Annotated in this window: 8 protein-coding genes; 7 read left to right on the forward strand and 1 reads right to left on the reverse strand. The window is 72.7% G+C overall.

The genetic code is table 11. From position 1 onward, the window contains the following. The first annotated feature begins 5 nt into the window (after nt 1-5). Genes JJ691_RS11330 through JJ691_RS11350 form a run of 5 tightly spaced genes read left to right on the forward strand, consistent with a single transcriptional unit; the run spans nt 6 to nt 7422 of the window. Nucleotides 6-2336: a lantibiotic dehydratase gene (locus JJ691_RS11330; RefSeq protein ID WP_249227836.1), complete on the forward strand. Its 2331-nt coding sequence runs from the start codon at nt 6-8 to the stop codon at nt 2334-2336. Beyond that, on the forward strand, nt 2333-3856 hold the full coding sequence (locus JJ691_RS11335) for an amino acid adenylation domain-containing protein (protein WP_211768736.1): 1524 nt from the start codon (nt 2333-2335) through the stop codon (nt 3854-3856). The genes JJ691_RS11330 and JJ691_RS11335 overlap by 4 nt, the downstream gene beginning before the upstream one ends. After that, nucleotides 3853-4812 carry a threonine ammonia-lyase gene (locus tag JJ691_RS11340; protein WP_211768737.1) on the forward strand — a complete coding sequence of 320 codons (960 nt, stop codon included), beginning with the start codon at nt 3853-3855 and terminating at the stop codon, nt 4810-4812. The genes JJ691_RS11335 and JJ691_RS11340 overlap by 4 nt, the downstream gene beginning before the upstream one ends. 6 nt (nt 4813-4818) lie before the next feature. After that, entirely contained in the window at nt 4819-5100 is a 282-nt protein-coding gene (locus JJ691_RS11345; protein WP_211768738.1) for an acyl carrier protein, read from the forward strand. A 27-nt stretch (nt 5101-5127) separates the two neighbouring features. Further along, nucleotides 5128-7422, forward strand: coding sequence for a lantibiotic dehydratase (locus JJ691_RS11350; RefSeq protein ID WP_249227837.1), 2295 nt, complete (start codon nt 5128-5130; stop codon nt 7420-7422). 34 nt (nt 7423-7456) lie between these two features. Here the strand turns inward: JJ691_RS11350 and JJ691_RS11355 are convergent, their stop codons facing one another. After that, nucleotides 7457-8704, reverse strand: coding sequence for an MFS transporter (locus JJ691_RS11355; protein WP_249227838.1), 1248 nt, complete (start codon nt 8702-8704; stop codon nt 7457-7459). A 189-nt stretch (nt 8705-8893) separates the two neighbouring features. Here JJ691_RS11355 and JJ691_RS11360 point away from each other — a divergent pair, with 189 nt between their 5' ends. Together JJ691_RS11360 and JJ691_RS11365 are read left to right on the forward strand one after the other, a co-directional pair. Then, a complete protein-coding gene (locus JJ691_RS11360; RefSeq protein ID WP_211768740.1) occupies nt 8894-16180 on the forward strand; it encodes a non-ribosomal peptide synthetase in 7287 nt (2428 codons plus the stop codon). Beyond that, nucleotides 16177-17166 (forward strand): TauD/TfdA family dioxygenase, encoded by a 990-nt coding sequence (locus JJ691_RS11365; RefSeq protein ID WP_211768741.1) that lies wholly within the window; start codon nt 16177-16179, stop codon nt 17164-17166. Before JJ691_RS11360 ends, JJ691_RS11365 begins: the two co-directional genes overlap by 4 nt. Nucleotides 17167-17285 lie beyond the last annotated feature (119 nt).

Genomic DNA, 17285 nt, shown 5'->3' on the forward strand with positions numbered 1-17285 from the left:
GTCCAGTGCCCGGCGAGAACGTACTCCTGCCCGGCGGCCGGTGGCGGCTGTGGTCGCAGTTCTCCTTGCGAGGAACGGGTTTTCCCGCTGCCGGAGTCTTGCGACTGGCGCCGCGCGGCCTCGCTGAACTGGCTGCCGAACTCGGCCAGGACCCGAAGCTCGACGGGCAGCGGTGGCAGCGGTTCGAGGAGCGTTACGACGCCGAGGCGCTGGCGTGGACGCGCGACCTGCAGACCGTGGCGGCCTCGCCTGCGTTCCGTTCGGCGGTGGCCTGGCAGAACCGGACCGTGCTGGAGACCGCTGTCGCGCCGTTCCTGCGGTGGGACCCGGCGACCGCGAAGCGGGCCAGCATGGTGCGCCAGCGGGCCGAGCTGGTCGCCCACTACTGGCAGCGGTTCTGCGTCAAGAACGACACGATCGGCTTCTTCGGCCCGGTCGGCTGGGGTGCGTGGGACGACGGCGTCGAAGGTCTCGCGACGGAGCCCGGGACCGGGCTCGTCGCGACGACCGAGGTCTACTTCTCCAGCTGGGCAGTGGATGCCGTGGCGCGCAGCCTCGACGCCGACCCGGAGCTGCGCCCGTGGATCGCCCCGCGGCGTGTGCCCTACCTGCGGCTGGGCCGGGGTAGCGTGACGATGCCCGGTCTGCGGGCGCAGGCCACCGACGAAGTGCAGGCGCAGCTGCTCGAACTCTGCGACGGCACTCGTCCGGTGGGCGTGCTCGCCCGTGAGGCGTCGGGCAAACTCGGCCGGGAACTGACCGAGGCGGACGTCACCGAGGTGCTGGAAGGCATGCGGCGGGCCCGGTGGATCGTCTGGCGGCTGGAGGTCCCCGCCGGTGCGCACCCGGAGCGGCAGCTGCGCGCGGTGCTCGACCGGGTCGGTGACCCGGAGGTGCGCGACCGCGCGTTGCAGCGGTTGCAGATCCTCGAGGACGGGCGGCACCGGCTGCGCGAGGTGTACGGCGACGCCGACCGGCTCGTTGAGGCGATGGCCGCGCTCGAGGAGGACTTCGCCGCGCTCACGCGGACCGCCGCGCAGCGAGAGAAGGGCGGGCGCACCGCACCTTGCCGATCGGTGGTCTACTCGGACTGCCGCCGCTCGGCGACCGTGCGCCTGGGCACCGGCTTGGTCGACGAGCTGACCCCGCTGGCGCTGTGCCTGACCGCGGCGCGCTGGATGACGTCGCGCTACGCCGATGTGGTCGGCGCTCGCATTCGCGAGGTGTACGAGCGACTGCGCGAGCGCAACGGTCAGGTCGACCTCGCGAGCCTGTGGTTCGCCACGTTGCCCGCCCCGCACCCCGACGCCGTGGCGGACGCCGAGCAGGTGCAGTCCGAGCTGCGGGAGCGATGGGCGCGGATCGTCGATGCGCCGCCCAGCGCCCGGCGGGTGCGACTGCGCTCGGCTGACATCGCGGAGAAGGTCCGCGATGAATTCGGCGAGCCCGCGCCGGCGTGGTGGATGGCCCGCTACTACAGCCCGGACGTGCTGATCGTCGCCAAGGACGAGAACGCCGTGGCCCGCGGCGAGTACGAGCTCGTGCTCGGCGAGCTGCACTGCGCGATGAACACCGTCGCCCAGTCGCTGTTCGCGATGCAACACAAGGACATCCGCGAGCTGTTCGCCGAGACCACACAGGACTTCCCCGGGCCGCGTCTGACCCCGATGCTGCCCAACGAACTGCCGCACCGCGGGTCGGTCCGCAACCGGCAGGCCCTGATGCGCGACCAGGACTACTACGTCGCCTTCGTCGACCACACCATCGACCCGCTGCGGCCGCGGACGGTGATGAGCGCCGACATCCAGGTCGAGGACCGCGACGGGCAGCTGACCGCGGTGCTGCCCGACGGCTCCGAGTTCGACCTGCTGCACGCCTACGGTCATGCCCTCACCAACCAGGTCATGGACAAGTTCACGGTTCGGCCCGACGCGGACCACTCGCCGCGGATCACCGTGGACCGGATGACCATGGCCCGTGAGACATGGCGCTTCGCCGCGGGCGACGAGGACCTCGGGTTCGCCGAGGAGAAGATCGAGGCGCGCCGGTTCGTCCGGGCCGGGCAGTGGCGGCGACGCCACGGCTTGCCGCGCTTCGTGTTCGTGGTCTCGCCCGCCGAGCCGCGGCCGTACTACGTGGACTTCGACAGCCCGGTCTACGTCGCGATCTTCGCCAAGTCGCTCCGGCGCCTGGCGCGCCGCGACCCCTCGGCGAAGGTTCGGATCAGCGAGATGCTGCCGGACCCGACGCAGACCTGGCTCACCGACGCCGAGGGCAGCCGCTACACCGCTGAGCTCCGCTTCGTGGCGGTCGCCCAGGAAGGCGAGGGAGCATGACGGCCCGCACGGTCGCCGACGACATCAGGGATCACGCCACGCGGGCCCCGGAGGCGATCGCCCTCGTCAGCCCCACCGAGACCGTCACCTACGCCGCCCTCGCCGATCGCGTCGAGCGACTCGCCCGCATCCTCGTGGGCGCCGGGATGCGGACCGACGAGCGCTGCGTCGTCGCGCTGGAGCCGGGGCCCGACGCGGTGATCGCGATGAACGCCGTGATGCGGGCCGGCGGCGCGTTCGTCACCTTGGACGTCCAACAACCCGTGCCGCGACTCGCCGCGATGGTCGGCACGGCCTGCGCACGCTTCCTGATCAGCACATCGGCCCTGGCCGAACGCCTCGGCCTGCCGGTCCCCGGCCCGGCGATCCTGCTCGACCGGCTCGACACGCTACCCGAGCTGCCGCCACCGGACCGGATCGAGTCCACGTCCCTGGCCTACGCCAGCCACACCTCCGGCTCGACGGGTGTGCCGAGGGCGGTGATGGTGCGCCACCACGGGTTCCACCGCTTCCTGCGCTTCGTCGTGCGGCACTGCGAACTCGACCGCGACGGCGTCACTCTCCAACTGGGGCCGCTGGGTTGGGACGCTTCGGTACGTGACACGTTCGCGCCGCTCGTCGCGGGCGGCCGGCTGGTCCTCCTGCCGCGCTCGGTGCTGCTGCGGCCGGACGCGATGTTCGACGCTCTCGACGAATACGGCGTCGACACGATCCTCAGCACCACGCCGACGTTCCTCACCGCGCTGGCCAACCACCCCGGCGCCGCCGAGCGGTTGCGCCGGCTGCGGCTGATCGCCACGAGCGCGGAGTCCTTGCGGCCGTTCCTGGGCGCTGGGCACCGTCGGGTGATCGCCGGACGGCTGGTGAACCTCTACGGGCCGACCGAGTGCACGGTCACCGCGACGTGCTTCGAGGTGCCCGCGGCGCCGGACGCCGGCGCCGACCTGATCGGCACGCCGATCGACGGCGCCACAGTGCACCTGCTGGGCGACGACATGCGCGCGGTGCAGGACGGGGACGTCGGCGAGATCCACATCGGCGGCGCCGGGGTGGCGCGCGGATATGCCGGCAACCCGAGGGAAACCGCCGAGAAGTTCGTGCCCGACCCGTTCGCCGCCACGCCCGGCGACCGCGTCTATCGCACCGGCGACCTCGGCCGGCGCCGGCCGGACGGCACGCTGGAGTTCCTCGGCCGCTGCGACCGGCAGATCAAGATCCGCGGCTACCGGATCGAGCCGGCCGAGATCGAGGGCGCCCTGTTGGCCCACCCCGCCGTACACGGCGCGGTCGTCACCCCGGCGGTAGACGACCGCGATCGCAAGTACCTGGTCGCCCATGTCGTCGGTGTGCTCGACGGCACGACGGACGCCGAGCTGCGCGCCCACCTCGCGCGCACGCTGCCGCCCTACCTGATGCCGCGCCGGTTCGTCCGCCTGGACCGGTTCCCCACGACGCGCAACGGCAAGATCGACCGTGCGACGTTGACCGCGTCCGGCGCCCCGTACCCGGTGGCTCCATGACCGCCGCCACCGCCTCGCCCGGGCTGCCGGTCGTCCTGGACGCGGCCGAGCGGATCGCCGGACGCGTGCGCCGCACCCCGCTGCTCACCCTGGACGCGGTGCCCGGCGTGCTGCTCAAGGCCGAGCACATGCAGCGCGGTGGTTCCTTCAAGGCCCGGGGCGCCACGAACGCGATGCTGGCGCACGGCGCCCGGCGAGTGGTGACCGGCTCGTCGGGCAACCACGGCATGGCCCTGGCGACGCTCGGCGCGACGCTCGGCGCGCACGTCACGGTCGTGATGGCGCGGGGCGCCAGTCCGGCCAAGGCCGACGTCATCCGCGGTCTGGGCGCCACGGTCGTGACCGTCGACGGTGGCAACACCGACCGCGACCGGTATGCCCGCGAGCTCGCGCAGGACACCGATGCCAGCTATGTGCCGTCGGCCGACGACGAACTCGTGGTCGCCGGCCAGGGCACGGTCGCCCTGGAGGTCTTCGCCGCCGCCCCGGACCTGGTCGCGATCTACGTGCCGACCGGCGGCGGGGGCTTGTTGGCCGGCAGCTGTCTTGCCGCCACCGGGCCGAACCGGCGGGTGCGGGTGATCGGCGTCGAGCCCGCGACGGCGCGCCGCTACGCGGCCTCCCTCGACGCGGGCCGCCCGGTCGAGCTGCCGCCGTCGGCCACGATCGCGGACGGGCTGCGCGCCCAGCGCCCGGGCGCGGTGCCGTACCCCATCATCCGGGACCGGGTCGACGACCTGCTCGGCGTCACCGACGAGGCGACCGGCGAGGCCATGCGCCTGTTGCACAGCCACGGCGTCATCGCCGAGCCGAGCGGGTGCGTGGCCCTGGCCGGCGCGCTGCAACTCCGGCTCCCCGGCCGGGTCGCCGTCATCGTGTCCGGCGGGAACACCGCAGCCGCGCTCGCGCGCCCGGTCCCGGGCGCCGTTGCGGTCCGATCGACTGTGGAAGGTTGATGTGCCATGTCTGCCAACGAGATCGGGCCCGGCGCCGCGGATCTGCACGGTGCCGCGGATCTGTCCGGCGTCGTCTCCGCCATCTACCGCGACGTGCTGTGCGACGACTCGCTCGACGCCGACAGCGACTTCTTCGAGGCCGGTGGCGACTCGTTGGCCGCTTTCCAGATCAGCGCGCTGCTCGGCGACCGGATCGGCGCCGAGATCCCGGTCGCGCTGGTCTTCGCCTACCCCACGCCTGCGGACCTGGCGGCGGTCGTCGAGGTCGACGGCGTCGGCGCGGCCTGACGGAGCACGAGGATGGATGGAGCCGCTGTGAACGAGCCGTGGGCGCCGAAGCTCGGCCGGTGGCGGCTGTGGCCGCAGTTCGCGCTCCGGGGACCGGGGTTCCCGGCATCGGGCGTGCTCCGGCTGGCCCCGGAAGGCCTGGCCGACGCGGCCGCGGGTTTCGGTCCCGAGGAGCTGTTGTCGGGACCGCGGTGGGCCGCTTTCGAGGAACGATTCGCCGAGGTGGTCGCTGAGGGCACGCGCGAGCTTCAGGACGTGGCGGCCCAGCCGGCGTTCCAGGCCGCGGTGGCGTGGCAGAACCGGGCCGTGCTGGAGAGCAACATCGAGCCGCTGCTGGACTGGGACCCGCGCACCGACGGCGGGGCGAGCAAAATGCGCCGCCGCGCCGAGGTCGTCGCGCAGTACTGGCAACGGTTCTGCGTGAAGAACGACTCGATCGGCTTTTTCGGGCCGGTCGGCTGGGGCGCGTGGGATGCCACGGTCAAGGGTGTGCTTGTCGAGCCGGGGGAGGGCCTGGTCAAGGCCGGGGAGGTGTATTTCGCGAGCTGGGCGATCGACGCCCTGGCCCGTGTCCTCGACGCCGACCCAGCGCTGCACGTGTGGGTGCCGCCTCGTCGCGTGCCCTACCTCCGGGTCGCGGACGGCGCCGTCGTGCTGCCGGCGCGCCCGCCGCAGCCGGCCGCGCCGGAACAGCTGGCGGTCCTCGGCCTGTGCGACGGTTGCCGTGCGGCGCGGGACATCCAGGCCGAACTCGGCCCCGGAGTGGACGTCACCGCCGTGCTGGACGATCTCGTCCGGCGCCGGTGGGTGACCTGGCGCCTCGACGTGCCGCTGGGGGCCCATCCGGACCGGCGGCTGTGTGCCGTGCTGGAGCGAGTCGGCGACACCGACGCGCGAGAACGCGCTCTGGGCGCACTCGAGGTGCTGGAGCGCGGGCGTGACCGGGTCCGTGCGGCTCGCGACGACGTGCGCGAGCTCACCGCCGCGATGGCCGCACTCGAGGCCGACTTCGAGGCCTTGACCAGCACCGCGGCGCAGCGGACCAAGAGCGGCCGCACCGCGCCCTGCCGAGGGGTGCTCTACGGCGACACGATTCGCTCCGCGACGGTCCGCGTCGGCACCGGGTTGCTCGACGCGCTGAGCCCGATGGAGCACCTGTTCACCGCCGCTGCCTGGCTGACCTCGTCGCTGGCCGATCGCGTGATGACCCGGGTCCGGGCGGTGTACGAACGGCACACCGCCTCGCTCGACCTGGCCACGTGCTGGTTCGCTTGCATGCCCGTGCTGCACGGCGACGCCGTGGCCGACGCGGCCGAGCTACAGCGGGAGTTCTGGTCGCGGTGGCAGGAGATCCTCCGTCCGGAACCCGGTGCGCGGCGCGTGGAACTCAGCGGCGCCGAGTTGGCCGAGCGGGTGGCTGCCACCTTCGGGTCCCCGGCCGCCGCGTGGACCGCCGCGCGCCACCTGTGCCCGGACGTGCTCGTGAGCGCGGCCGACCCCGATGCCTTGTCCCGTGGCGACGTCGACCTCGTGCTCGGCGAGGTCCACCTGGCCGCCAACACCGTCGGTGAGTCGCTGTTCGTCAACCAGCACCCGGCTCCGGACGAGCTGTTCGCGCAGATCGACGAGGATCACCCGGGACCTCGCCTCCTGCCCGCGGTGGCGAAGGAGCACCGGGCTCGGCTGTCCACGCGGGTGCGCTACGTCCTGGAACGCCCGAGCGACTACTCGGTCACGCTCGTCGAGCACGTCGCCGATCCCGACGGCGCACGCCCGGTGCCCAGCGCCGACGTGCTGGTCGAGGACCACGGCGGCCGGTTGGTGACCGTGCTGCCCGACGGCGCGGTGTTCGACCTCGTCGACGTCTTCGCGCACGTGCTGACCAACTTCGCCCGCGACATGTTCCGGGTGCTGCCCGAGGCCGACCACACGCCTCGGGTCACCGTCGACCGGCTGGTGGTGGCGCGCGAGACGTGGCGGCTCACGGCGGCGGAGTTGACCTTCGCCGACGAGAGGAACGAGGCTCGGCGGTTCGTCCGGGCCGCGCAGTGGCGTGCGGCGCTTGGCTTGCCACGCTTTGTCTTCGTGGTCTCGCCGGCCGAGCCCCGGCCGTTCTACGCCGACCTGGACAGTGCGACCTACGTCGCCATCCTGGCCAAGGCCATCCGCCGCCTGGTCCGCAGCGACCCGACGGCGAGGCTGACGATCAGCGAGATGCTGCCGACGCCCGAGCAGGCCTGGCTGCGGGACGACCAGGGCCGCCGCTACACGTCCGAGCTCCGGTTCGTCGCGGTGGACACCGCCGCTGACGAAAGCGAGTGACGAGACCTCTCACGGGGATCGCGGCGGTGCGCGCTCAGCGCGCGCCGGCCGCGACCGGCTCCGGAGCCTGGCGGACGCCCCGGCTCACCGTCGCGGTGACCGACAGGGCGACCATCCACACGGTCAGCGCCGCGACGGTGGGGCGGGCGCCGAACCAGTCCAGGAACAGGCCGCCCAGCAGGGAACCCAGCGGGATCGCGCCATAGGAGATCAGGCTCGACGCGCCCAGCACGCGGCCGCGGATGGCGTCCGGGGTCAGCGCGAGCTGGTAGGCCGAGATGGCGACATTCCACACGGGACCGACGAAGCACAGCAGCGCGTACACCGCGCCGATCACGATGGGGTCACCCGACACCGCGGTCAGCGGGACCAGCACCGCCCACACCCAGTTCGCGCCGACCACCACGGACCGCAGCGACAGCCGCTTGGTCAGCGCGGGCGCCGCAAGGGAGCCGAGCATGCCGCCGGCGGCGGCGATGCCGAACATCACCCCGATCGCGGACGCGCTGCTGTCGGCCGACTCCGAGAGCACGATCACCGCGAGCACCAACGCCTGGAACATCAGGTTGCTGCCCGCGACGAGAAGCGTCGCCATGCGTAGAAAAGGCTGACGCCACAACCACTCCACGCCCTCGCGGATGTCGCGGAGCACTGCTGACGGCCGCCGCGGCGACGCGGCCCGCGCCGCCTGGAAATCACCCTTGATCAGCACGAGGGTCACGATCGACACGACGTAGGACGCCGTGTCGACCAGGAACGGGAGCATCCGCGCCACGCCGAACAGCGCTCCGCCGAGCGGCTGCCCGACCATCGCCGCCCCGCGAGTCCGGGCCTCGTTGCGCGACAACGCAAGCGTCAGCTGCGCTGGGTGGACCAGGTTCGGCACCGCCGCCGCGGCGGCGATCCGGTGGCACACCGTCAGGGTGCCTTCCACGAAGCCGACACAGAGGATCTGCCCGAGGGTCAGGTGTCCCGCCAGCAACGCCACGACCAGGCTGCCCAGCGCGAGCGTGCGCAGCGCGTCGCACCAGATCATCACGGTTTTGCGGTTCCAGCTGTCGGCGACCGCACCCGCGGGCAGCTGGAACAGCAACTGCGGCAGCAACGCCACGAACCCGGTCAGTCCCGCCTGTGCCGCCGAGCCGGTGAGCATGAGCACGAGCAGGGGATACGCGACGTTCGAGCAGTTCGAGCCCAGGTTGGACACCGCGGTGCCGGACCACAGCAGCAGAAAGTCCCGGTTGCGGCGCAACGGCAGGACCGGACCGGAGGGAGTCGTCACCGTCCGATGGTGCGCGAGCCGGGTGACGCGACCGCAGGGAAGGACGAGCAGTGTCACGCGCACACCTGCTTCCGCCACCGGCACCGCGTTGGCCCTGCTCCGGTCCGGTCCGGGCGGGCAGGCTCGGCTGGGCGCCCGCCTGCGGCGGCGCGCGTCGGTCCACCCACCGCGACGAAGGACGGGGCGACGATGACGACCAGCTCGATGGACCGGGCGGAGCTGCTGAAACGGCGGCTGGCCGGTCAGGGTCCGCGCCGCCAGGACGACGGCATCCCGCCGGCGTCCCGCGACGGGGTGCTGCCGGTGTCGCCCGGCCAGCGCGGGCTGTGGATTCTCGACCGGATCCGGCCCGGCGACGTCGAGTACCTGATGGCGATCCGGCTGCGGATCAGCGGCGCCGTCGACGGTGTGGCGCTGCGTCGAGCGCTCGACGACCTCGTCGCCCGCCACGAAATCCTGCGCACCCGCTACGCCGAGCACAACGGCGAGCCCGTGCAGGTGATCGACCCGCCGGGTGCCGCCACGTTCGAGGAGGTCGACCTGCGGGACCTGGATGCGGTCGCGGCGCGACCGCGGCTGGACGAGCTGGTGGCCGAGGCGGGAGGCCGCCCGTTCGACCTGGCCGCGGAGCACCCGATCCGCGCGCTGCTGGTGCACGTGACCGGCGAGGACCACACGCTTGTGCTGACACTGCACCACATCGCGTCCGACGGCTGGTCCGAGGCCATCCTGATGTCCGAACTGGACGCGTTGTACGTCGCGCACTCCCAGGGCCAGCCGGCCGCGCTGGCGCCGCTGCCCTGCCAGTACGTGGATTTCGCCGCCTGGCAACGGAAGCAGCTCTCCGGGCCACGCATGGTCGAGCAGTTGGACCACTGGCGTGGCGCGTTGGCCGGACTCGCCCCGCTCGACCTGCGCACCGACCGGCCGCGTCCTCCGGTGCGGGACAACGCGGGGGCCTCGCAGACCTTCACCGTGCCCGCCGGGCTGGCCCGGACTCTCACCGACCTCGGCCGTCGGCACGGCGCCACCCCGTTCATGGTGCTGCTCGCGGCGTTCCAGGTGTTGCTGGGCCGGTACAGCGGCCAGCGGGACGTCGCCGTCGGCACGCCGTCCGCCGGCCGCGACCGGGCCGAAACACAGGGCTTGGTCGGCCTGTTCCTCACCATGCTGACCCTGCGCGCCGACCTGTCCGGTGACCCGACGTTCGTGGAACTGCTGGTCCGCGTCCGCGAGACCGCGCTGAACGCCTACGCCCACCAGGACGTGCCGTTCGAACGGGTGGTGGACGAGTTGGTGGCGCGGGCCGACCCCTCGCGCACGCCGCTGTTCCAGGCGACGTTTCAGCTCGGCGAAGCGGGCCGGGCGGAACTGCCCGGGCTCAACGCGGTCCGCGAACCAGTCGGCGCGTTCGCGGCCAAGTTCGAGCTGGCCCTCACGTTGAGCACGCTGCCCGACGGGGCGCTGGCCGGAGACCTGACCTTCGCCACCGCCCTGTTCGACGCCGAAACCGCGGGCGACCTCGTCCGGCACTACCTGCGCCTGCTGGAAGGCATCGCCGCCGACCCCGAGACCCCGATCGGCCGGGTCGCGCTGCTGACCGAGGCCGAGCGCTCCGCATTGCTGTTCCCGCACGGCCCGGCCGAAGACGTCCCGGTGGGCGCCGACGAGTCGCTGGTGTCGGCGTTCCGGGCGCAGGTTGCCCGCACGCCGGACGCGGTCGCGCTCACCAGTCCGGGCGGATCGCTCAGCTACGCCGAACTCGATGCCCGCGCCCGAACCTTGGGCCGCCGCCTCCGTCACGCCGGCGCGGCGCCCGGTGCACTGGTCGGCGTCAGCCTGGAGCGCGGCGACGACCTGATCCCGGCGCTGCTCGGCGTGCTCGCCTCCGGCGCGGGCTACCTGCCGCTCGACCCCGGGCTGCCCGTCGACCGCCTCACCGCGATGGTCGAGGACGCGGGCGTGCGGCTGGTCGTGTCCGCTTCGGACCGGACATTCGGCCCTGACGTGGTGGTTGTGCGTCCGGGCGACGACACCGAGCCGTCCCGCGACGACACCGTGCCGGTGCTCGGACCGACCGACACCGCCTACGTCATCTACACCTCCGGCTCGACCGGCCGCCCCAAGGGTGTCGTCGTGAGCCACGGAAACGTGTTGCGTCTACTGCGTTCCTGCGCCGACGACTACGGATTCGGCGCCGACGATGTGTGGTCCATGTTCCACTCGTACGCCTTCGACGTCTCGGTGTTCGAGATGTGGGGCGCGCTGTTGCACGGCGGGCGGCTCGTCGTGGTTCCGCATGCGACCGCACGCTCCCCACGCGATTTCCTGAACCTGTTGACGACCGAGCGCGTCACGGTGCTGAGCCAGACGCCATCGGCGTTCCGCGCGCTGACCGAGGCGATGGTCGATGCGGCGCCGGATCCGTCCGAACTGCCGCTGCGCGCCGTCGTCTTCGCCGGTGAGGCGCTTGACACCACTGACCTCGAACCGTGGTTCACGGCGTTCGGGGACGCCTGCCCGGCGATGGTCAACATGTACGGGATCACCGAGACCACCGTGCACTCCACCTACCGCCGCATCGACGCCGCCGAGGCCGCCGGCCCGCGCCGCAGCCCGATCGGACGCGCGCTGCGCGACCTGCGGCTGTACCTGCTCGACGAGCACCTGGAACCGGTGCCGGTCGGGGTGCCCGGACAGATCTACGTCGGCGGTCCCGGCGTCACCCTCGGTTATTCGGGACGCCCGGAGCTGACCGCCGACCGCTTCGGTCCGGACCCGTACGCCACGGTCCCCGGCGAACGCATGTACCGCTCCGGCGACCTGGCCTACCGCAGGCGGGACGGGGAACTGGAGTTCGTGGGCCGGGTCGACCATCAGGTCAAGATCCGCGGCTTCCGCATCGAACCGGGCGAGATCGAGGCCGTCCTGAGTGGTCACCCCGATGTGCGGCGCTGCCTGGTGATCGCGTACCAGCCCGAGGGGGAGCGCGACGCGCGGCTTGTCGCCTACCTCACCGCCGCACCCGGCCGCACGGTCGACGTCGCGCTGCTGCGCGAGCACCTGGGGCGCGCCTTGCCCGGCTACATGGTGCCCGCCGTGTTCGTGCCGATCGATGAGTTCCCGGTCAACGCGAACGGAAAGACCGACAGGTCCGCGCTGCCGGACCCCGAAGCGCACCTGGCCGCCGCGACCGCCGCGCACCGCATCGCGCCGCGGACTCCGCTCGAAGCGGCGATCGCCGCCGCGTGGGCCACCGCGCTCGGCGTTCCCGATGTCGGCGTGCACGACAACTTCTTCGCGCTGGGCGGCGACTCCATCCGGGCCATCCGCGTCGTCGGCGCACTGCACCGCAGCGGTGTCGAGGTCAGCGTGCAGGACGTGCTCGTGCACCGAACTGTCGCCGAGCTGGCGCACGTCGCGGGCGACAGGACCGGCGCCCGAGCCGCCGACGACGTCCGCTGCGCGCCGTTCAGCTTGCTCACCGACGCCGACCGGGCGGCCCTCCCGCCCGATGTGGACGACGCCTATCCGATGGCGATGGTCCAGGCCGCGATGGTCTACCAGATGGTCGCCGATCCCGAGGAAAGCCCGTACCACAACATCACCGTCGTGCCGATGGCCGACGACGCGCCGTTCGACCTCGCCGCGTTTCGCGCCGCGGCCGCCCTGCTCGCCGGCCGGCACGACGTCCTGCGCACCAGCTTCGACCTGACCTCGTTCAGCGAGCCGATGCAGCTGGTGCACCGCGACGCCGTGGTCGAGGTGGACTACGACGACGTGCGCGACCTGCACGCGGACCAGATGACCGACCTCGTCGCGCGGTTCGTGGCCAAGGTCCGCGGCGTCCCGTTCGACCTCACGCGCGCGCCGCTGCTGCGCTTCCACGTCCACCAGACCGCCGACGACCAGTGGTCACTGTCGTTCATCGAGTGCCACGCGATCCTGGACGGCTGGAGCCACCACTCGATCATCGCCGAACTGCTGGCCGACTACCGCGTCCTACGGGCGGGTGGAACGCCCGCGCCCCGACAGGATCCGGGTGTTCGCTTCGTCGACTACGTCGCGGCGGAGCAGCGCAGCCTGCGGGCCGGCCCGGACCGCGAGTTCTGGCGCGACCGGCTCGCCCGCCACGAGCGGGCGCGCCTGCCCGAGTCGTGGGCAGCGGCGCCGGCGGACGAGGAGCGGCCCCACGAACACCAGGTGCCGATCGCCGACCTGACTCCCGCGCTGCGCGCGCTCGCCCTCGCTGCGGGGGTGCCGCTGAAGAGCGTGCTGCTCGCCGCGCACCTGAAGGTGCTGGGTGTGGTGAGCGGCAGCCGCCGGTTCCACACCGGGCTGGTCAGCAACGGCCGCCTGGAGACCGAGGGCGGCGACCTCGTACGGGGTATGCACCTCAACACGTTGCCCATCGCCGTGGACCTGAGCGCGGCCACCTGGGTGGACCTGGTCCGGCACGTCTTCGCCGAGGAGGTGGCGACCTGGCCGCACCGCCGTTTCCCGCTGCCGGAGATGCAGCGCGAGTGGGGCGGTGGCTCGCCGCTGGCCGAGATCGCCTTCACCTACCTGGACTTCCATATCCTCGAGTACCAGCGCGGTGACGCCCACGAGGCGGTGGACGAGAGCCCGAACGAGTTCGCCCTCGACGTGTGGACCTTCCCCGGCGTCGTCTACCTGGCCGGGCGACCCGACCGGATCAGCCGCGCCAACGGCGAACGCCTTGCCGGCATATACCGCGCCGTGCTGGAGTCGATGGCCGCCGACCCGACAGGTGACGCGCGCGGCGCGGTCCTGACCCTCGAGGAACGTACCAAGGTGCTGACCGACGCCCTCGGCCCAGAGGTGCGCCAGCCGGATGCCCCCGTCCACGAACTGTTCGAGGAGCAGGTCGTCCGCACGCCGGATGCCGTCGCGCTGCACTGCGCCGACGGCACGACGGTTGGCTACGCCGATCTGAACGCGCGGGCCAACCGGCTGGCTCGCCACCTGCGCGCCCTCGGAGTGCGGGAGGAGTCGCGTGTCGGGGTGCTGCTGCGCCGCGGCCCCGACCTGGTGACGGCACTTCTCGCAGTGCTCAAGGCGGGCGCGGCCTACCTGCCGCTCGATCCGGGCCATCCCGCGTCACGCACCGCCGCGCTGCTCGCGGAGACCGGTGCGGAGCTGGTGCTGACCGAGCCGGCGCTGAGCGACAAGCTCGTGGACGCGACCGCCCGACCTGTCCGGTTGGACCAGGACCTCACCGGGTACTCGGCGGAGAACCTGGAACGGACCGCCGGACCGGAATCCCTCGCCTACGTCATCTACACCTCTGGCTCCACCGGCGCCCCCAAGGGCGTGTTGATCGAGCATCGCAACCTGCTCAACTACGTGCTCTGGTCGCTGCACGCCTACACCCCGCTCGGCGGTTCGGGCTCGCCGCTCTACTCCTCGGTCGCGTTCGACCTGCCGGTCACCTCGATCTACCCGGCGCTGCTGTCCGGGCAGGCCGTCACGATCACCGAGGACGACGGCACCCCGGGCGTCGACGCTCTCGTCGCGGTGCTCGAACGCGGCGGGTTCGGCTTGCTGAAGCTGACCCCGTCGCATCTGGCCGTGCTCAACCAGTCGCTGACCCCATACGGAGTTCAGGTCGCCACCGGCCGATTGATCGCCGGCGGCGAGGAGCTGAACCGCGAGATGGTCACCACGTGGGCCGAGCACGCGCCGGACACCGTGGTGGACAACGAATACGGGCCCACCGAGACCACAGTCGGCTGCTCCTACCTGGAGGGCACGGCGGCCGACCTGGCCGAGGGCGTCCTGCCGATCGGGCGGCCGATCGACAACACGACGATGCGCGTGCTCGACCACGACATGCAGCTGGTCCCCGTCGGCGTCACCGGCGAGCTGTACCTCGGCGGCGCGCAGCTTGCTCGCGGGTACGTCGCGCGGCCCGACCTCACCGCCGACCGGTTCGTACCCGACCCGTACTCGACCACGCCAGGCGCCCGCCTGTACCGCTCCGGAGACCTCGCCCGGCTACGGGCCGACGGGGTGCTGGAGTTCGTCGGCCGGGTCGACGGCCAGGTGAAGATCCGCGGCTACCGCATCGAAGTGGGTGAGGTCGAGGCGGCGCTGCGCCGCGTGGCCGCACCCCGCGACGTGGCCGTGCGGGCCAACGCGGGCGCTGACGGCGCCAAGTTCCTCACCGCGTACCTGGTGCCCGGCGACCGCCCGATCGGCGTCGACGCGCTTCCCGCCCAACTCGCCGCAGTGCTGCCGCAGTACCTGATCCCGGACGCCTACGTCGTGCTGGACGCCGTGCCGATGACGCCCAGCGGCAAGATCGACGTCGCGGCGCTGCCCGCACCGGCGACGTCCGCCCGCCCGTACGTCGCGCCGCGCAACGCCCTGGAGAACATGCTCGCGAAGGCGTGGGGCCGGGTCCTCGGCAAGCGCACGATCGGCATCCACGACAGCTTCGTCGAACTCGGCGGGCACTCCCTCGTGGTGATGCGGGTGATCGTGCACCTGCGCGAGCGCTACGACGTGCGCGCCTCGTTCCGCGATTTCTACCTCCACCGCACCGTGGCGCAGCTCGCGGCCGCCCTGTCGGAACGGCCGGCCGCAGCCCCCGAGGAGATGGGTGAGGTGGACGGCCGGGACGCCCTGGTGTGGTTGCGCCGTGAGGGCTCCCGCCCGCCGCTGTTCTGCATCCATCCGGCTAGCGCGCACTGGTACGCGGCGCTCGCCGAGCAGTTCGACGACCGCCCGGTCGCCGCGTTCGAGTGGCCCGGCGCCAGCCGGCCCTGTCCCGCGCCCGAGACGATCGAGCAGATCGCCGAGCTGAACCTCGCCCAGCTGCGTCGCGCGGTGCCCGAGGGGCCGTGCAACCTGCTGGGCTGGTGCGGCGGCAGCCAGATCACCAGCGAGATGGCGCGGCGGCTGCGCGAGGAGGGCCGTCAGGTCAACTTCTTCCTGCTCGACCCGGCGCTCGACACCCACGAGCGGGACAACATGCTCGACCTGATGGCGACGTTCCGCCGGGCCGAGGAGCTGCTGGAGGCGCTGGACGACGCGCCGCCGGACGAGCTCCCCGTCGTCCGGGCGGCGGCCAAGGTGGAGCTGGAGAAGATCGTCGACGAAGGCGAGGTCGACCTGCCCCGGCCCGGCGACGACTTCTGGCTCTCCCGCACGAGGGTGTGGCGTGAGCTGCTGCAGACCCGGATCGGCTACCGGCACCGGCCCTACCCGGGCCACCTCGACCTGCTGGTCGGCGACGAGTTGGCGGCGGGCGAGCACGAGGTCGCCCACGGCCAGTCCTTCGACGACTACGCCGGCCGCTGGGCGGAGCTGTCCACCGGCGGGCTCTCGATCCACCGGGTGTCCGGCACGCACCTCGGGGTGCTGCGCCCGCCCCACGTCGCGGGCCTCGCCGCGACCCTGGCCCAGTTGCTCGACGCCGCCGAGCGCGGCACGGACGGAGGACCTCGATGACCGCGCTCCTGGGGGTCGAACCGCCCGCCGCGTCGCTCACCCTCGACCACGCCGACGGCGACGCCCTGCGCGAGGTCGCCAGCGGGCTGCTGACCGTCGCCGGCGGCCGCGTCGACGACCCCGCCTGGCAGGCGGAAGCCGGCCGCCGCAGCCACGACCTGCCGGTGTCGCTGCGCCGCGCGCTCGCCGGCTTCCGCCGGGACCCCGGCCTGTCGGGCGTGTTCCTGTTGAGCGGACTGCCGGTCGACGAGTTGTCGTTGCCCGCCACCCCGGCGGTTTCCGGGTCCGTCCAGCGGGTGGCGAGCGTTCCGTCCGCGATGCAGGCGCTCGTCACCCACCTGCTCGGCTACCCGGTCGCGTTCCGGCCGGAGAAGACCGGTGCGCTGGTGCAGGACGTGGTGCCCGTGCCGGGCAGCGAGGAGTTCCAGGGCAACGAGGGGTCGGTCCTGCTGGCCCTGCACACCGAGAACGCCTTCCACGACCACCGTCCGGACTACGTCCTGCTGCTCTGCCTGCGCGCCGACCACGACCGGGTGGCGAGCCTGCGCACCGCATCGGTTCGGCAGGCGCTCGCGGTGCTGGCCGAGGACGTGTGCGAGGCGTTGCGGCGCAACGACTTCATCACCGAACCGCCACCGTCGTTCGCATCCGGGCCGCGGGCGGTGGAGCCGTTGCGGCACGCCGTGCTGAGCGGCGCGCCCGAGGACCCCGACCTCGTCGTGGACTTCGCGGCGACCACCTCCTGCTCGGCGCGCGGCACCGAGGCCATGGGGGAGTTGCAGCGCTGCCTGGCCGGGCAGGCGCTGGCCCATCGGCTCGTGCCCGGCGACCTCGCCATTGTCGACAACCGGGTCACAGTGCACGGCCGGTCCGCCTTCACACCGCGCTACGACGGCCAGGATCGCTGGTTGCAGCGCACCTTCGCGGTCCAGAATCTGCGGCGGTCCCGCGGGTACCGGCCCGACGACGGCTACGTGCTGGCCTGAACACGACACGATCCACGTCCCGCACGCGGTTCACCGCGTGCGGGACGTCGCCATGCCCGGTTCGCGCAGGCAACCGACGAACGCGCACAATCCCCGGCACCGGCGCTGCGCACCAGCCC

Source organism: Kutzneria sp. CA-103260 (genome assembly GCF_018263855.1).
Lineage (GTDB): Bacteria > Actinomycetota > Actinomycetes > Mycobacteriales > Pseudonocardiaceae > Kutzneria.